The sequence below is a fragment of the Bacillus sp. P4_E1 genome (assembly GCF_056401715.1).
In genome coordinates this window covers 1-15,602 of record NZ_JBFUIV010000007.1, presented here as the reverse complement: position 1 = coordinate 15,602, position 15,602 = coordinate 1, and the positions used below count along the sequence as shown (strand labels likewise).

Genomic DNA, 15,602 nt, shown 5'->3' with positions numbered 1-15,602 from the left:
AGATAAATATCGCATTCTTACCGTACTTATATTTAAATTTATCAGTTTTGAAAAATCATAGTACAATTAACAATTCTGATGATTATCTCTTACCCAGTTATACTTTACTAATGGAAAAAAATTCACTCTGTTTGTTTTACATAAAAATGGTGTGATATTTTTATCACACCATTTTAAAATCATTACTTTGTATGTCTTTGAGTTTATCAGAACTTAACTTTTTATCCATTCATATAGACGAAAATTCTACATCATTAAGAAACTATTTAAAAAGTTCCCTTTTATTTGGAACAATTCCATATTTGTTAGAATACTCCCATTGCAACCTTTCCCTTTATATTCTATACTGCATCTTCAATTACAAAATACAAACACACAAAGAGGGCTGCATCAGCCCTCTTTAATCTACTATTATTTAATGCGTCGTACCCCCAATTTCCACAATATCCACCTCAACTTCCATCGCTACCTCAATTGCCAATTCTATACCTTTACTAATAGTAGAAAGTGACATACTCGGTTGACCTGGATAGTTGCTCGCTTGTTCTGGTAAGAACGGAATATGAACAAATCCGCCTTTTATTTTCTTATCATTCTTCTCTAGTTCGTGCATGAGTCCATAGAATAAATGATTACAAACGAATGTACCTGCAGTTTGTGAAACAGATGACGGTATACCTTCTTCGCGAAGTTTTTTCACGATTGCTTTCATCGGAAGTGTAGACCAATACGCAATAGGGCCTTCTTCTACAACCGGCATATCCACCGGCTGATTCCCTTCATTATCAGCAATTCTTGCATCATCAATATTAATTGCTACACGCTCTATCGTAATATCTGGTCTGCCCCCAGCTTGTCCAATACATATAATCATTTCAGGCGACAACTCTTCTATATACTCTTTTAATACTCTTATTGATTTATGAAATACGGTTGGAACTTGTTTACTAATAATCTTGTACTCTCCGATTGTTTTTTCATGCAAACTTTTTGCGACTTCCCAAGCTGGGTTGATACTTTCTCCCCCGAACGGATCAAATCCTGTTACTAATACTGTTTTCATAGTTTCACTCTCCTAATTAGAAACGATATACAAGGCCGTACATAATAAACATATTTATAATAAAAATGGAAAGAGCAATTGGTACTTGTGCTTTAATGACTGCATTTTTATCTTTCAATTCTAAAAGCATCGCAGGTACGATATTAAAGTTTGCTGCCATTGGAGTAAGCAACGTTCCGCAATATCCAGCAAACATACCGAGTGCTGCCATAATTGCTGGGTTTCCTCCGTGCATTTGCACAATTAAAGGTAAGCCGATTCCACCAGTGATTACTGCAAACGCTGCGAATGCATTCCCCATTACGACTGTAAATAGCATCATTCCTAAACAATAGGCCATAACAGCAACGAATGGATAATCTGTCGGTAACACTTGTCCGACTAGATCCGAAACGACTTGTCCTACGCCAGACTTCGCAAAAATACCGCCAAGTGCTGCTAACATTTGTGGTAAAATAACTGCCCAACCGACAGCCTGTAGTAACCTACTTCCTTCTTGAACAGGCGTTGTTATTTTCGCTTTTGTAATACGCATCGCCGCAATGAATGCAAGTAATGCCCCTAACGCTAATGCAACTAATGTTACTTTATCAGGATCAACAAGTGCAACATTTCCCCATTTGATTTTCCCTAACGTTAACGTTCCGATAATTGTAAAAATAGGTATTAATATTGCAGGCATAAAAATTTTATTTTTTAATTTCTCAGCATGTTTCACACGTTCTTGTACTGGTACTTCTTTCTCCTCGGATTTTGTTACTTTATTTAATGAAGCCAAAACAACCATAACAAGCACAATACAGCCAACATAAAACGAAGGGATTACATTTCCGAATAAAAATGTAACTGCAAACAATGCCCAAAATAAACTAGAACCGAATCGGTTTGGATGCTCACGATCAAATGCAATACGAACAGCGATAAATGCAACGATTATACCTAATACATAATAAATTGTATCCATTGTTATGATGTTCATCTTATATAGCCTCCTTCTCTTGTTTTTCTTCTGCTTTCATTGTTTTCTCTATATACTTATCAAACCTTCTAAACCTGATCCAGCTCACAATAAGGGCAGATATCGCAGTTGGAATTCCCCAAAGCGCCATATCCCATACACCGACATGCATACCTACTGAATCGAAGAATCCTTTCATTAATAAAATGGCTCCAGTTGCGATGAAAATATCTTCTCCGAAAAACCAAGCTGTATTTTCCGCAGCTGCTGCATTTGCTTTAATCTTTTCTCTCAATTTTTCAGGGAGTTTACCGTATTTACCTTGCGCAGCCCCTTCTGCCATCGGCGCAACAAGCGGTCTTACCGTTTGCGCATGACCACCAATATTTAGTCCAAGTGCTGCTGATGATTCTCTTATCGTAAAATATGACATTAATACTCTTCCAGTTGTTGCTCCTTTTGATTTCGTTATAAGTGCTTCTGCTCTTTCTTTTAAACCATAACGCTCTAAAATTCCGATTACCGGTAAAGTTAATATGATTGGCATAGACATATATCTGTTTTCTATGAAAAATTTACCGAACATGCTAATTACATCATAAAAACTTAAGCCTGAAACCATACCAGTAACAATACCCGCAACCATAACTACTAACAGTGTATTTAGCCTAAATAAAAACCCAACCGCAACAAGTAAAATCCCAATTAATTTCACCAATTTTAACACTTCCTCTCATTTTTAATCCCGCTAATTAAAGTTTCACTTTATTTGGTGCGCATATAGAAATACCATTAAGTTCGAATGTTCTGTATATTTTTTCCGCAAATTGGACTGCTTTCTCTCCGTCCCCGTGTAAACATATCGTTTGCGCTTGAACTGCTACTTTCCCCCCATTAACCGATTCTACATACCCTTCTTTCACCATTTGAAGTACTTGTTTTATTGCTTCATCTTCATTTTTTATAAGAGCATTTTCTTCTGTACGGCTCGTTAAAGTTCCATCCTGCTTATACGTACGATCGGCAAAAGCTTCTTGTACGAGAGTTATATTATATTTTTCTGTTGCCCTTATAAATGCCTCACTATTTGCTAATCCGTAAAGTAATAATCCAGGGTTAATATGATAAATTGCCTTTGCGATTGCATCTGCAATTTCCGAATTAGTTGCCGCCATATTATATAAGGCACCGTGCGGTTTTACATGCTGCATTTTCGCTCCGGCAGCTTTAACAAATCCGTCTAATGCGCCAATTTGATATAAAACATAATCGTATACTTCACTTGCTGAAACATGCATGTTCCTTCTTCCAAATCCAATTAAATCAGGAAATCCAGGGTGTGCCCCTATTGCTACATTTTGCTGCAGGGCTTTTTCAACCGTTTGCCTCATAACGGACGGATCACCAGCATGAAAACCACAAGCAACGTTTATAGAGGAAACGAACGGAAGAATTTCATCATCATTCCCCATTTTATAAGCTCCAAAACTTTCTCCTAAATCACAGTTTAAATCGATCGTAGTCACGATGTTTTCCTCCTAATCTCAGCTTCGTAAAGCGATGAATTTCTTTAATAGACTCATACTTGTTTCCTGTTCTATATACAATTGTGCAGCTTCTTCCATAGTTATTTTTTCAAAAGTTACATAGTCTCCTGGTTTCAGCTGCGCTAGAAGAGGTAAATCTACTGAAATTACATTTCCAATTCTCGGATAACCACCTGTCGTTTGTCTATCCGCCATTAATATAATAGGCTGTCCACCATTCGGTACTTGAATTGTTCCGAATGTAACTGGGCTCGATAAAATTTCTATCTCTTCAACTCTATTTAAAACATCTCCGTCAAGCCTATATCCCATGCGATCAGCATAATTGGACACTTTATACTCTTTCGAAAAAAACGACTTTATACTTTCTTCTGTAAATTGATCATATTCAAAGTCTGTTATGACGCGAAGAATAGGATGCTTCTTATATTTTGGTAAAGCATTGTTACAAATTGCCCACTTCGTTTTTATACGCTTTTCTTCTTGTAAATTTTGAATAAAACGGCTTGCAACTTCTGCCCCTGTACCAATTTGAAAATAATCTCCTTTTTTCAGCATTCTCCCTTCAATACCGCCAAGAGCAGCACGTATGTAAGTACTTTTACTTCCCATCGTATGATCAATATTTATACCGCCCGCAAAAGTCACATATGCTCTGCAACCGCTTTTCGCTTTTCCGAGGCAAAGCATGCTTCCTTCTTCAGCTAATATAGGGCGCCATAATGGAATGCGTTCTCCATTTAATAACGGTTCCATATCCGCACCGCCAATCGCAAGCAAAGTCGTTTTCTTTATTAACAATTTAGGTCCCATTATTGTAATTTCGAGTCCAGCCTCATTCTCCTCATTACCTACTAACATATTAATCATCCTGAGCGCACTTTTATCCATAGCACCGCCAACAGGTACACCGTATTGTTGATAATGAAATCGCCCTAAATCTTGGACTGTTGTAAACATTCCTGCATGCAAAATCTCTACATCCATTCTTTAGCCCCCTCAAGCGATACGTACTCTTCCTTTGTTATTGGTATAAATCGTAAATACATACCACTTTGAATATATGTTGGTGTTTCTTCTTTTGGATTAAACAGAGAAATAGGTGTTCGGCCGATAATATTCCAGCCTCCTGGTGTTTCAAGCGGATAAATACCCGTTTGATTTCCGCCAATCCCTACTGAACCAGGAGCGATTTGTAACCGTGGTGTTTCTTTTCTAGGTGTTTCTAGTTCTTTTGATAATCCCCCTAAATAAGGGAAGCCAGGCGTAAAGCCTAACATATACACGAAATATGTTGTTTCACTATGTATTCGAATAACATCCTCTACTTGTAATCCTTGATAATGCGCAACCTCTTCTAAATCTGGTCCATATTCTCCCCCGTAACACACTGGTATAGAAATATGTTTCACATCTCGGTTCACTTCTTCTTTATATGAATCACACAGCTCCCGTATATACTGGCAAACATAATCATATGGTCTTATATTTCTATCATTTTTCATCCATACTTCGTACAAATTGTAGTACACCGCTAATGAAGTAAACGACGGAACGCATTCAACCATTCCTGCAAATGGATGCCGCCTTAGCGCTTGAAATAACCGTTGCACTTTTTCATATATATCCATCCCAATTTCTTCACCAAATGTAACAATAATTGCTTGATCCCCTAACGCAGAAAATTTCATCCCACTCCCTCTTTCTATGCCAAAAAGCCGAGTTCTTTCGAAATGCGGTATGCTGTTTCTTTCACTTTCGCAGTAAAATATGAAATGTTACTTTCGCTATACTCAATTGCTAATCCCGAAATACTAATGCCGGCTACAACCGTTCCATCACTTGCAAAAATTGGTGCTGCTATAGCCGCTGTATGATTTTCTAATTCAGAATAACTAATTGTATATCCAGCTTGTTTTGCCATATGTAACACTTCTAGTAAATGCTCCTTATTCACGATCGTTCCATCTGCAAACTGCTTTAAATCCGTTTCCTCTATGTACTTTCTTTTCTCTTCCTCAGAAAAATACGATAGTAAAATTCTCGGACATGCACCCGCATACAGTGGTGCCCTTCTTCCAACCGCCGTATAAACACGTACTGGCTGAACTCCCTCCATCTTCTCAACATAAATTGCGTCATTACCATCTTGAATAATTAAATTTACTGCCTGCCCTAAACTATCCCTAAGCTCTTTCATATAAGGAATCGCAATATTTCTTACGGATAACCTTTGTGAAACAAGTTGACCAAATCKTAAAAAAACGACTCCGAGACGATACTTGCCCTTTTCTGTTTTTTGTAAAAAGTCCATTTCTTCTAACGAGCCAATTAAACGATAAACAGATGTTTTCGGCATATTCGTAAGCTGAACCATCTCTGTTAAACTTAGCTCCTCATGCTCATAAAACAACTCTAAAATATCCATTGTCTTAACTGCCGTTTTATTTATACTCATCCTATCTCCTTTTCGTTCCGAATTTCGGAACTTCAATTCCGTTTTTCGAAACAAACATATAATTTAAAATTATAAAATATTCTTTCAATTCTATCAATATATTTTTCGTGTATATCCTCCGATAAATTTTGTCAGTCATTTAAAAAAACGTAAATAATTAAATGTATTTGTAAATTTCCACATTAAGTTATTACATTTTTAATATTTTTATTTATTATAGTATATGTACAACAAAATGTGAGGAGTGTTTCTTTTGAAAAGACTGCTAGTAATTCCTGCAATTATGCTATCTTTTTGTATAGGGGATAATGTAACATTTGCGACAAATGAAGATACTAATTTAAGCTCTCAAATTGAACAACGTCTCATAACTAACAACAACGTTGCCTTTTTTGGATCAAGCACCTATAGTTTCAATTATTTTGGAGGAGATAACTTAAACGTTCTTGTGCAAAATATAGGTGATTCTCCTTTTCGTTACACTCTATATAACGCTAAAAATTCTTGGATGATTGACGGAACTTTAAAACCTGGGGAACAAGCGATAAGCGAATTCAATATTCACTGGACTGATTGGCTTCCTGACGGTGAATATGCAATTGTTTTTAGAAATAACGATGGTTCACTTTCCAAAGTTCACATTGCTACAAAACCGTTAGATTGAAAATTTCAATAATAAAGTATGTAAGTGTAGATTTGAAATAAAGTGTTATCAATTTACATTAATAACACTGATATAGAAAAAAATATAAAGAGCATGTTTTGAACAATCTTTGTTCAAAACATGCTCTTCTAATAGCTATTCAAATTATTCTTTTTTTAAACATGATTGATTATTTGTTTCCCTCGTTCAACTAACAAGTCTATTAATTGAACGTTAATTGTTTTTCAAGATTGTTCTTTTAGCTTTTTTAATAATTCTACTAGTTGATTTTATGTCAGTATCCTTTGCCCATTCTTCACACAGGTTGATTACCCAATCCGGTTTGGTTTTACTTGCATCATTTAACCAGTTTCCAACTGAATCTTGGACGTATTTTGAAGGATCTGATTTAAGTAAATTAAGAATAGGAAGTGCTTTATCAGGTTCTTGTTTTAATGTTTCAATATGTTTACTCCATACCCCCCGAGGACGAATAGATTCTACAGAGAACCTGCGAATATTCTCATCTTCACTTTTTGCCCATTCTACTAACAACTCCACACTTTTTTCTATATTTTGTGAAAGGTCTTCTCTAATAGACATCCAAGCAATTTCTCGAACACCAAAATGATGATCCGCTGCAAAAGGTCGAATGTACGTTAATTTATCTTTTAATGTGTTATTTGTTTTTTTATTCATAAACGCTGCCCAACATCGTACACTATCTGAAATATGATTAGATAATTTTAACAGTAAGTCTTCCTTTTTCCTTTCACTCTCTTCGCGTATAACTTTATCCAATAAAGTTCCTATTATTCGAATGACTTTCATTCCAGTTTCAACGTTCTGTTTTTCCAATTCAGCTACTATAAACTMCAAACTATCCTTGAGTCCTATTGAAGGTAAGACATTTTTAAGTAGTTCAATATGATTTATAGCTAGCCATTCTGTTAGATTAACACTTTCTAATTTCCCTTGCTGTAGTAATTGTAAGACCTCTTTAGGAATTTCGTTTACTTTCTTGGCTCCTTTCCTGCTTAAGATAGCTTCTGCTTCTGCTTCTTTCACTATCATTTAATTCCCTCCTCACAATACTATTTTCAAATAAACAGAGGCCATTTTGAAAAATAATAATCAAAATGGCCTCTGTCCTTCTTAAATGAACATTCAGTTTCACAAAAAAATTTGATTCAAACGCACTTGGATTTCTTTAATCAAAAAGAATAAAACGGTGCAACTTTTTTATAAACAGTACGACTTTATTTCAAATCGACAGGAAGAATATTTCTCCCATACTTGCTTTATAACGCTCTCACTTGTTTCAACGGCCAGAAAACAGCTTGTCCTTTTCCGACAATTTCATCTTCTGAAATAAATCCAAACATACGACCGTCTTTAGATACTTCACGATTATCTCCTAAAACAAACACTTGACCCTCTGGCACTTTCGTTTTCCCTGTGATTTGTTCTAACGTAAAATCAGGAGTTAATACACGACCTGACGCCTTTTCTTTAAATTCTTTTAAATACGGTTCTTCCATCGCTTTTCCGTTTACATATAAAACATCATCTTTATACTCAACTGTATCACCTGGTAAACCAATTACTCGTTTTACTAAATCGTACCCTTCTTTTCCGTGGAAGACGATAACGTCGAAACGATCTAACCCGCTTATACTATAACCAATCTTATTCACGAGAACTCGCTCATTATTTTCTAAAGTTGGCATCATCGATTCACCTTGTACTAATGACGGCGTAAATAGCACCCCACGAACGATAAAGGCAATCGCAAGTGTAATACCTATCGTCTTAATCCATGAGATCAATTCTTTCTTCGTATTTGTCTTCATCGTCTCTCCTCTTTCTTACATACTTACTTTATTATTTCAACTAACTCTTGTACTAAATTTAGGTCAATTTCAGAAAAACATGACTTACCTTCTCTAACCGCTGTACCTACATGCGCCTGCGTAATTCCAGTTTCATCTAGCAATTGTTTTACATTCTTTTTCGTTACTCCGCTTCCGACAACAAGCTGTATATTCCCTTCACTTTCCTTTTGCATTGCTGCAAGAACCGGAATATTATCTACTACATTTCCTTGTCCGCCTGAAGTTAAAACGTGAGTAACTTTATTGAATTTCTTCAAAACTTTCATCGCTTCTACTGGATTTTCTGTATCATCTATCGCACGGTGATACGTTACATTTATTCCATCTACAACAGATAATAAATCTACTAATTTCTCTTCATCAACTTCATTTTGTTCATTTAACACACCTAATACAACACCAGCAGCTCCAAGATTTTGAGCAACTACAATATCTTCTTTCATCATTTCAATTTCTTCTTCCGTATATGTAAAAGACTTCGCATGCGGACGAATCATAACATGAACTGGTATTTGCACTGCTTCTACTGCTTTTTTTATAAAAGCATAGCTCGGTGTTAAACCACCTTCTGTATATGATGAAATGAGTTCAATTCGATTTCCACCAGCCTTTTCAATTCGCTTCACATCTTCTAAACAAGTTGCAATAACCTCTAGCATGAGATAACCTCTTTTCGTACTTTTTTCTTATTATACAGTAGGTGAAATAAGAAACATAGCATTCCACTATAAAACTATAAAAAGAAGAATGAAAAGAAAGATTTATTGAATTGATAATAAATATCATATATGTTATATTTCCCTTAAAATTATAAATTCTTATATCCTTATAAAAGGAAAGAAATATATGATTCTTACAAAAAAACGGTTCGTTATCTCTAGTTCATTTATTGTAATTGCATCACTTTGTGCGATTACTTTATTAACAAAACAAAATACAAAACTAGATTCCTCAACTTCAAGTATAGAAACAGAAACGATTACCCTTTCATCAAGCAATAAAGAAGAAACTCAAACCTTTCGTTCATCTTCATTTAATAACTCAACTGTATTCAGAGGCGATACTGGTACAGGCTTTGACTTTAGTGGCCAAGGTGACTTACATATTACAATTAAAAATACTAGTACAAACAGTTTTACCTATTCAATTAAATTCAAAGAAGATCGTTTAGTCAAACACACGTTACAGCCAAATGAAAGTGAATCCTTTCCTTTATGTTCACTCATCGCCAATCCTTTACCAGGTGAGTATTCATTATTTGCACATAATCAAGACGGTTCTGAAAGTAGTATGAATCTTGAAGTGCAGCCACAATAGAACAAAATAAAAAGGCTATCCTCTTATCAAAAGAATAGCCTTTTTATTTTGTAAAACGAGAATTCCCTCTTCTTTGAACAATGACATAATACATGGAATTATATCAACGATTCAACATAGAATACCGATTCACCGACAACGAAAAGCCTGTTCCTGAACGGAACAGACTTTATATTTCTTCATTACGACCGAAACGCCGCATCCGCCAGCATAGACAGTGTTGCATCATCCATCGGCGGATTGTGTAGTCCTGCTCTTACGTTTAAATAATAACGATGAAGCGGATTTTTTTCTGATAAACTTTTCGCCCCGACAATACGCATTGCTTTATCTACAATAGATATTGCCGCGTTCGTTACAACATATTTTGCAGCTGCTAGTTCGGCTTGCAATGATAATTTATCTTCTGCCTCATCGTATTTTTTCGCAATTTGATATAAAAAGACACGAGCTTGCATAAGCTCAAGTTCTAATTCTCCAACTAACCTTCTAACATTCGGTAATAAACTTATAGAATGATTTAAACTGTTTGGCTTGTATGATACCGCAAACTGAACTGCATAATTTCTTGCTGATTGTGCAATTCCTAAATAACATGCTGGTATATGTAGCAACCAGCCAATACCCTTAGCTTTAACTTTTGAACCCTTTATATCAGTGAAAAAGCGATCTGGTATCTCTACATTTTGTAAAACGAGATCATGGCTCGCAGTTCCTCGCATTGCGATGCTATCCCACGTTTCTTCAATTGTCACGCCTTGCGTATTCTTTGGAATGACAAACTCTCCGATATCTTCCTGGCCTTCAATACTTGCTGAAATGATAAAATAATCAAGTACTGGTGCCATTGTCGTAAACGTTTTTCTTCCATTTATAATCCACTTCTCACCTTTTTTGACAGCTAACGTCTCTGGTTTCCCGCCGCGCGTAGGACTACCTGTATTCGGCTCTGTCGCTGCTCGATTAAAAAGCGCACCATTACGTACTTCTTCACAAAACCAAGTGAACATTTCCTCATTCCAAGAACGATTTTCAGCTAATTCCTTTACAATGCCAAGGTGCCATCCAATCGATAATGCGGTAGCACCGCAGCCTTCTGCTATTTTCTCTTGAAATAAAACGAAGTCATATAAAGAAATCGCATTGCCTCCCAATTCTTTTGGCAACGTTAATTTCGTATATCCGATATCTTTCAAATTATTAATATTTTCATACGGAAATGATCCTAATTCACTTAGTTGATGCTCCCTTTCCATGAACTTCGGAATCAATTTATTTATTTTCTCAATAACTAAAGATTGTTCTTCTGTTTCAACAAATGAGAGTGCCATACATAATCTCCTTTATGTTCGATTCATAAACCGTTCATTTTGTCATTATGATTATATGAAGTTACTTCTCTATTGTTTCACTATTCCGATAAAAATACAATGCTTTTGAACAATAAGAAAAGTTCCTATAAAAAGGATAGGTTCTTTTCTTATATTAATCCCCTTTCAATGCCTTTAATGGCAAAGAGGTTACATATCCAATATACGAGCATAATTCTTTAAAAAAGAAAGGGATTTCTGTATCTAACGTTTTATACGCTGACGTTGGAGTTGGTGATGCATACGCTTCAATTTTAATATGCTTTGCAATTTTCATTGCACGTTTCATATGAAGTGGATCACTCACAATCGTATATGTGCGTATTCCGTTCTCTATTCCAACTTGCTTTGCATTCTTTAAATTGTCCTCTGTGAAAAGGGATTTTGTTTCAATTAGAATATCCTCTTCTTTCACACCATGTTTCAGTGCATACACTCTAGCAGTACGCGCTTCCTCAAGCTCTGCCTCAAACTTTGTACCACCTGTGAAAATAATCTTTTTAATATTACCGTTCTTATATAAGGAAATTGCATGATTAATTCTTTCTTTAAATACAGGAGATGGTTTTCCGTTCCATGAAGCTGCTCCCAGCACGATACCAGCATCTGTCTTCACACCATCATCTGTTTTAAAGCGATAACTCCAAATATCGTAAGCTGCATAACTTACATATAAAATAATAGAACAAATCATAAGCAAGAATACTTGCAAGATTTTTCTTTTCTTACTTTTCTTATTTTCTTTCATTTATAACTGCCTCCGTACATCATCCATACTTCTATATAAAAACGTATATATCAAATCATTTTGTTTGAATTTGTTTAAAAGAAGGAATTTTTCTTATCATATATATGCATTAAAGGGTTTTCATTTAAAATTGAGGATTATCAATTCATTTTTCGTTTGCGGTTTTCATTACATTTGTGTAATTTATAAGTTTATTACCATACAACTACATTGTAACGAATTTTTTATCATAATGGAATGATGAAACAAAAGAAGTAACTGTTTTGTAAGAAAAAAGGTATATTTTTCATCTTGACGATCAATACACCTTTAATAATATGAATTATCGTTTTTCTTTATATGACTCTAATTTTTCTAATAACCTTTCCTTTACAGCTGGCCATTCATTTGCAATAACACTATATACAACTGCATCTCTAACATGCCCACTCGGTAATTTTCTTTCGTTTCTAAGTACACCCTCTTTTACTGCGCCGAGTCTTTCAATTGCTCTTTGTGCTTTTTCATTTCGTGCATCCGTCTTAATTTGTACCCTCCGCATATGCAACTTTTCAAAAGCATATTGTAATAACATATACTTACATTCTGTATTCATACTCGTACGTTGCACACTTGGGTCATACCACGTTTTCCCTAATTCCACCGTCTTATCTTCAACTGAAATGTTATATAAGCGTGTACTTCCTACTACTTCATTTGTCTTTTGATCAACAACAACAAATGGCAAATCCTTCCCTGCCCCATAAGCTTTTATCGCCTTTTGAACATATTGCTGCATATCTTGAACAGTATCCATTTTAGAGATTAAATACGCCCAAATATCTCGATTTCCTTCCACGATTGAAAACATTTTTTCGACATCATTGCTATCCATTAACCGTAACTTTGCTCTTTCGTGAATTACTTCCATTTTTAAGCCCCCTTTGTTGTAACTATATCATACTCTACTACCGTTAAATCGTTATATAAGAACACATAATTATATTTATGTTAAGGAATAAAATATATCTTTAAAATAAAAAATGCGATGCCTTTATTCAAGCATCGCACTCATAAATTGAATTGAAATTTACTTTTTTTCCATTACTGCAAAATAATTATTTTCGCTATCTGCAAAATTAAATATTCTACCTGAAGGCATATTTACAATTTCTCCGACTGTAACGTTTTTGTTTACTAAATCGCTATATAAACGATCGAATTCTTTTGAGAAGAACATTAAAGAAGGTGTGCCAAGATTTAACTCCGGCTGCATTTTAGCAATTAGCTCCTTATTATGGAGAATAATACTTGTTTCAGCTTCTTTAGTTGGAGCAATTTCAATCCATCGCATTCCTTGACCGTTATCTTCCTCTGAAATGACAATAAATCCTACTTTTTCTGTCCAGAATTCCTTCACTTCATCTTGGTTATTCACATATAACATGATTTGACCAACATTATTAATCATTTATTTTAACGCTCCTTTATAAACAATTTTTATTAAACTCCATACACCTATACCTAATTATCACCGAAAATAAAGTTGCGGTGCAAAAATCTATTTCAGCGACTCCAATCGCTCATTCAAACGATCCCAAGTTTCGGTGATACCTTGTAGCATGCCCATGTCCATAACGGTCTTAAGGGCTTCTTCGGAAACATATTCAGCACGGTTTATTAGCTTTGTCTTTCCACCTAAATCGATGAATTCCAATGTCATCTCGGTTGACGGCATAGAATCATTTACATTGCCTTCAGCATCTGAAAAGTAATCAGTGTAGACGATTTTCTCTGGCTCAATAATCTCTTTATAGACTGCTTTCCCCCATGATTCCATACCAAAAAATTGCTCCAAGTTCTGATTGACACACTTCATACAGTAGTGCCAAACGCCTCCCGGACGGAAGTCGACAGTGCATGCTGGAATTTCCCAACCTCTTGGTCCCCACCAATGTTTCAAATGCTCTGGTTCTTTAAACATACTGAATACAAGATCACGCGGCGCATCGAAAACGCGCTCCAGTACTAATACCCGATCGTTCTCTACTCTTGATACCATTGTATTGTTTGACATGTTAATTCCTCCTTAAATATGAACTGATTTTATGACTTTTCCTTGTTTTGCAATTCCTTCAAATACTCATCTAAATTATTGAATCTCTCTTCCATCACACGCTTAAATGACTGCACCCAACAATCAAGTGCTTGGAAAGGCTCAGGTCGGAGCTTGTAAATCCGGCGATTAGCTTCAGCCTGCACTTCCACAATCCCTGTATCGCTTAACACTTTTAGGTGTTTCGAAGTTTGTGGTTGCCTTAATCCCAAATGTTCGGCGATTTCCCCAACGGTTAAGGGACCGTCACGCAAGAGTTCAACGATATTCATACGATTCGGTTCAGATAAAGCGCTCAACGTCGTCATATTCACGCCCGGAATTTTCCCCGACATATCACTCACCTCGTTAAGTGATGGTCTCCGGTTATAACACATCAATATCATCACTAATATTATTTTCCTGTTGAATCGATTATAACCAAAGAGGAATATTCTCGTCAAGGAATATTCGAAAACTAAAGTAATACCACATCGTTACTTAATAATAAGAATGGATTAAAAACATTTCACAAACCTATGTTTTACGATAAAGTGATGCTTTAGTCAGTGGGTTTTGGAACGATTTTCGCGAAGGCTTTGTTTTTATTTGGTCCAAGAAAGCTTTAACACTTTTAATACTATTTAACGCTACAGTATTTTTTTTCACCTTTTTATTTGATAGTTTAGGCGTTTTATTGGTAGGTTCTTTCTACTCCCTATAAATTATCCATAATTCCCCTCCTGATAATCTACCAAAAATTTCTAACCAATACTGGGAACACCCTGCTTTTAATAAAAAATAACAAACAAAAGAGCCCAACCTTTACGGAAGGGTTCTTTTTTATAGCTTTATCTCTTTAAAACTCCGAAATGACTGTTTCCGCATTTATATACCACATGTATATTAATAATATTTTATTATAAATATTAGTTTTCAAATCTACTTTTTTACACTTTTCCAGCTTTCCCCTTTTGCTAATACCTTTTCTTTTTAAAGCGACAAATAAGCAATCGGCTTGAGACTCCCACGACTAAAGTCGCAAGCCCGAATCCTTACGGAATTACGGGTGGGATTCTTGAATGACTAAGCGTTCGCAGTCCATTTCTGTTTTGAACAGCCTTCAAGATGAGGGCATCTCATTGCCCCTCCTAAACCAGACCATATAGGTGCTTAGGCTGATTGACTGTTACCATCAATCACAGTTGCATAGCGAATATTCATCGCCCCAACGATATCACGGTGTGTCTCAAACCCACATGGACACTTGTACTTTCTGTCTTCTGCCCTGTTCTTTTCAGCGCATTTCGGACAACTTTGACTTGTATACGCTGGATTCACATATTCAACCTGAATATCAGCTAATATCGCTTTATATTCAATAAATTTTGACAAACGATAGAATGACCAAGTGTGTAGGTTTTTTTCGTTTTTACGGCTTGTTCTTGCCGTCTGTCTTATATTCGTTAATTGTTCTAATCGAATGACAGAAATATGATTTGCAATCGCAAAATTAATGATTTCACGAC

The 15,602-nt window shown here is 35.5% G+C and carries 19 protein-coding genes; 2 read left to right on the top strand and 17 right to left on the bottom strand.

What is annotated here, in order from left to right; translation table 11 throughout:
• Positions 1-415 precede the first annotated feature (415 nt).
• From pcp to AC1DS7_RS11520, 7 genes are read right to left on the bottom strand one after another with little or no spacing between them, the layout of a single operon-like run.
• Positions 416-1,063 carry a pyroglutamyl-peptidase I gene (pcp, locus tag AC1DS7_RS11550; RefSeq protein WP_016101119.1) on the bottom strand — a complete coding sequence of 216 codons (648 nt, stop codon included), beginning with the start codon at positions 1,061-1,063 and terminating at the stop codon, positions 416-418.
• Positions 1,064-1,079: 16 nt separating this feature from the next.
• Positions 1,080-2,042 carry a DUF979 domain-containing protein gene (locus tag AC1DS7_RS11545; RefSeq protein ID WP_215588300.1) on the bottom strand — a complete coding sequence of 321 codons (963 nt, stop codon included), beginning with the start codon at positions 2,040-2,042 and terminating at the stop codon, positions 1,080-1,082.
• Position 2,043: 1 nt separating this feature from the next.
• Entirely contained in the window at positions 2,044-2,739 is a 696-nt protein-coding gene (locus AC1DS7_RS11540; RefSeq protein ID WP_002142352.1) for a DUF969 domain-containing protein, read from the bottom strand.
• A gap of 34 nt (positions 2,740-2,773) precedes the next feature.
• The gene (gene pxpA, locus AC1DS7_RS11535) at positions 2,774-3,547 is read right to left on the bottom strand and encodes a 5-oxoprolinase subunit PxpA (protein ID WP_215588302.1); all 774 of its coding nucleotides are present in this window, start codon (positions 3,545-3,547) and stop codon (positions 2,774-2,776) included.
• Positions 3,548-3,565: 18 nt separating this feature from the next.
• On the bottom strand, positions 3,566-4,555 hold the full coding sequence (locus tag AC1DS7_RS11530; RefSeq protein ID WP_201034010.1) for a 5-oxoprolinase subunit C family protein: 990 nt from the start codon (positions 4,553-4,555) through the stop codon (positions 3,566-3,568).
• A complete protein-coding gene (pxpB, locus tag AC1DS7_RS11525; protein WP_113709917.1) occupies positions 4,546-5,259 on the bottom strand; it encodes a 5-oxoprolinase subunit PxpB in 714 nt (237 codons plus the stop codon). The genes AC1DS7_RS11530 and pxpB overlap by 10 nt, the downstream gene beginning before the upstream one ends.
• Before the next feature lie 14 nt (positions 5,260-5,273).
• On the bottom strand, positions 5,274-6,026 hold the full coding sequence (locus tag AC1DS7_RS11520; protein ID WP_215588303.1) for an IclR family transcriptional regulator: 753 nt from the start codon (positions 6,024-6,026) through the stop codon (positions 5,274-5,276).
• A 253-nt stretch (positions 6,027-6,279) separates the two neighbouring features.
• Between AC1DS7_RS11520 and AC1DS7_RS11515 the strand changes: the two genes are divergently transcribed.
• Entirely contained in the window at positions 6,280-6,690 is a 411-nt protein-coding gene (locus AC1DS7_RS11515) for a hypothetical protein (RefSeq protein WP_061675625.1), read from the top strand.
• A gap of 213 nt (positions 6,691-6,903) precedes the next feature.
• On the opposite strand, the gene AC1DS7_RS11510 is transcribed toward AC1DS7_RS11515, so the two are convergent.
• The 3 genes from AC1DS7_RS11510 to AC1DS7_RS11500 form a co-directional block, all read right to left on the bottom strand.
• Entirely contained in the window at positions 6,904-7,743 is an 840-nt protein-coding gene (locus AC1DS7_RS11510; RefSeq protein ID WP_476998981.1) for a DNA alkylation repair protein, read from the bottom strand.
• A 227-nt stretch (positions 7,744-7,970) separates the two neighbouring features.
• On the bottom strand, positions 7,971-8,522 hold the full coding sequence (gene lepB, locus AC1DS7_RS11505; protein ID WP_002084707.1) for a signal peptidase I: 552 nt from the start codon (positions 8,520-8,522) through the stop codon (positions 7,971-7,973).
• A 23-nt stretch (positions 8,523-8,545) separates the two neighbouring features.
• Positions 8,546-9,223, bottom strand: a complete 678-nt coding sequence (locus AC1DS7_RS11500) for a copper homeostasis protein CutC (protein ID WP_002142361.1) — start codon at positions 9,221-9,223, stop codon at positions 8,546-8,548.
• Between the two features lie 187 nt (positions 9,224-9,410).
• Here AC1DS7_RS11500 and AC1DS7_RS11495 point away from each other — a divergent pair, with 187 nt between their 5' ends.
• Positions 9,411-9,881 (top strand): hypothetical protein, encoded by a 471-nt coding sequence (locus tag AC1DS7_RS11495; RefSeq protein ID WP_215588304.1) that lies wholly within the window; start codon positions 9,411-9,413, stop codon positions 9,879-9,881.
• Between the two features lie 182 nt (positions 9,882-10,063).
• Here the strand turns inward: AC1DS7_RS11495 and AC1DS7_RS11490 are convergent, their stop codons facing one another.
• The 7 genes from AC1DS7_RS11490 to AC1DS7_RS11460 form a co-directional block, all read right to left on the bottom strand.
• Positions 10,064-11,212, bottom strand: coding sequence for an acyl-CoA dehydrogenase family protein (locus AC1DS7_RS11490; protein WP_215586534.1), 1,149 nt, complete (start codon positions 11,210-11,212; stop codon positions 10,064-10,066).
• A 154-nt stretch (positions 11,213-11,366) separates the two neighbouring features.
• Entirely contained in the window at positions 11,367-11,999 is a 633-nt protein-coding gene (locus tag AC1DS7_RS11485; protein WP_002128006.1) for a YdcF family protein, read from the bottom strand.
• Positions 12,000-12,321: 322 nt separating this feature from the next.
• On the bottom strand, positions 12,322-12,909 hold the full coding sequence (locus AC1DS7_RS11480; protein WP_002128007.1) for a GNAT family N-acetyltransferase: 588 nt from the start codon (positions 12,907-12,909) through the stop codon (positions 12,322-12,324).
• A 159-nt stretch (positions 12,910-13,068) separates the two neighbouring features.
• Entirely contained in the window at positions 13,069-13,449 is a 381-nt protein-coding gene (locus AC1DS7_RS11475) for a VOC family protein (RefSeq protein WP_002033018.1), read from the bottom strand.
• Between the two features lie 90 nt (positions 13,450-13,539).
• Complete coding sequence (locus tag AC1DS7_RS11470; protein ID WP_002013656.1) at positions 13,540-14,055, bottom strand: SRPBCC domain-containing protein; 516 nt, start codon at positions 14,053-14,055, stop codon at positions 13,540-13,542.
• Between the two features lie 29 nt (positions 14,056-14,084).
• On the bottom strand, positions 14,085-14,429 hold the full coding sequence (locus AC1DS7_RS11465) for an ArsR/SmtB family transcription factor (RefSeq protein WP_476998980.1): 345 nt from the start codon (positions 14,427-14,429) through the stop codon (positions 14,085-14,087).
• 817 nt (positions 14,430-15,246) lie between these two features.
• On the bottom strand, positions 15,247-15,602 hold a 356-nt coding region (locus AC1DS7_RS11460; protein ID WP_476998979.1), incomplete at its 5' end, for an RNA-guided endonuclease TnpB family protein.

Excerpts from the sequence above, each read along its gene's own strand:
- pcp (WP_016101119.1), bottom strand. The coding sequence starts at position 1,063 with ATGAAAACAGTATTAGTAACAGGATTTGATCCGTTCGGGGGAGAAAGT.
- AC1DS7_RS11545 (WP_215588300.1), bottom strand. The coding sequence starts at position 2,042 with ATGAACATCATAACAATGGATACAATTTATTATGTATTAGGTATAATC.
- AC1DS7_RS11530 (WP_201034010.1), bottom strand. The coding sequence starts at position 4,555 with ATGGATGTAGAGATTTTGCATGCAGGAATGTTTACAACAGTCCAAGAT.
- pxpB (WP_113709917.1), bottom strand. The coding sequence starts at position 5,259 with ATGAAATTTTCTGCGTTAGGGGATCAAGCAATTATTGTTACATTTGGT.
- lepB (WP_002084707.1), bottom strand. The coding sequence starts at position 8,522 with ATGAAGACAAATACGAAGAAAGAATTGATCTCATGGATTAAGACGATA.
- AC1DS7_RS11500 (WP_002142361.1), bottom strand. The coding sequence starts at position 9,223 with ATGCTAGAGGTTATTGCAACTTGTTTAGAAGATGTGAAGCGAATTGAA.
- AC1DS7_RS11495 (WP_215588304.1), top strand. The coding sequence starts at position 9,411 with ATGATTCTTACAAAAAAACGGTTCGTTATCTCTAGTTCATTTATTGTA.
- AC1DS7_RS11490 (WP_215586534.1), bottom strand. The coding sequence starts at position 11,212 with ATGGCACTCTCATTTGTTGAAACAGAAGAACAATCTTTAGTTATTGAG.
- AC1DS7_RS11485 (WP_002128006.1), bottom strand. The coding sequence starts at position 11,999 with ATGAAAGAAAATAAGAAAAGTAAGAAAAGAAAAATCTTGCAAGTATTC.
- AC1DS7_RS11480 (WP_002128007.1), bottom strand. The coding sequence starts at position 12,909 with ATGGAAGTAATTCACGAAAGAGCAAAGTTACGGTTAATGGATAGCAAT.
- AC1DS7_RS11475 (WP_002033018.1), bottom strand. The coding sequence starts at position 13,449 with ATGATTAATAATGTTGGTCAAATCATGTTATATGTGAATAACCAAGAT.
- AC1DS7_RS11470 (WP_002013656.1), bottom strand. The coding sequence starts at position 14,055 with ATGTCAAACAATACAATGGTATCAAGAGTAGAGAACGATCGGGTATTA.
- AC1DS7_RS11465 (WP_476998980.1), bottom strand. The coding sequence starts at position 14,429 with ATGTCGGGGAAAATTCCGGGCGTGAATATGACGACGTTGAGCGCTTTA.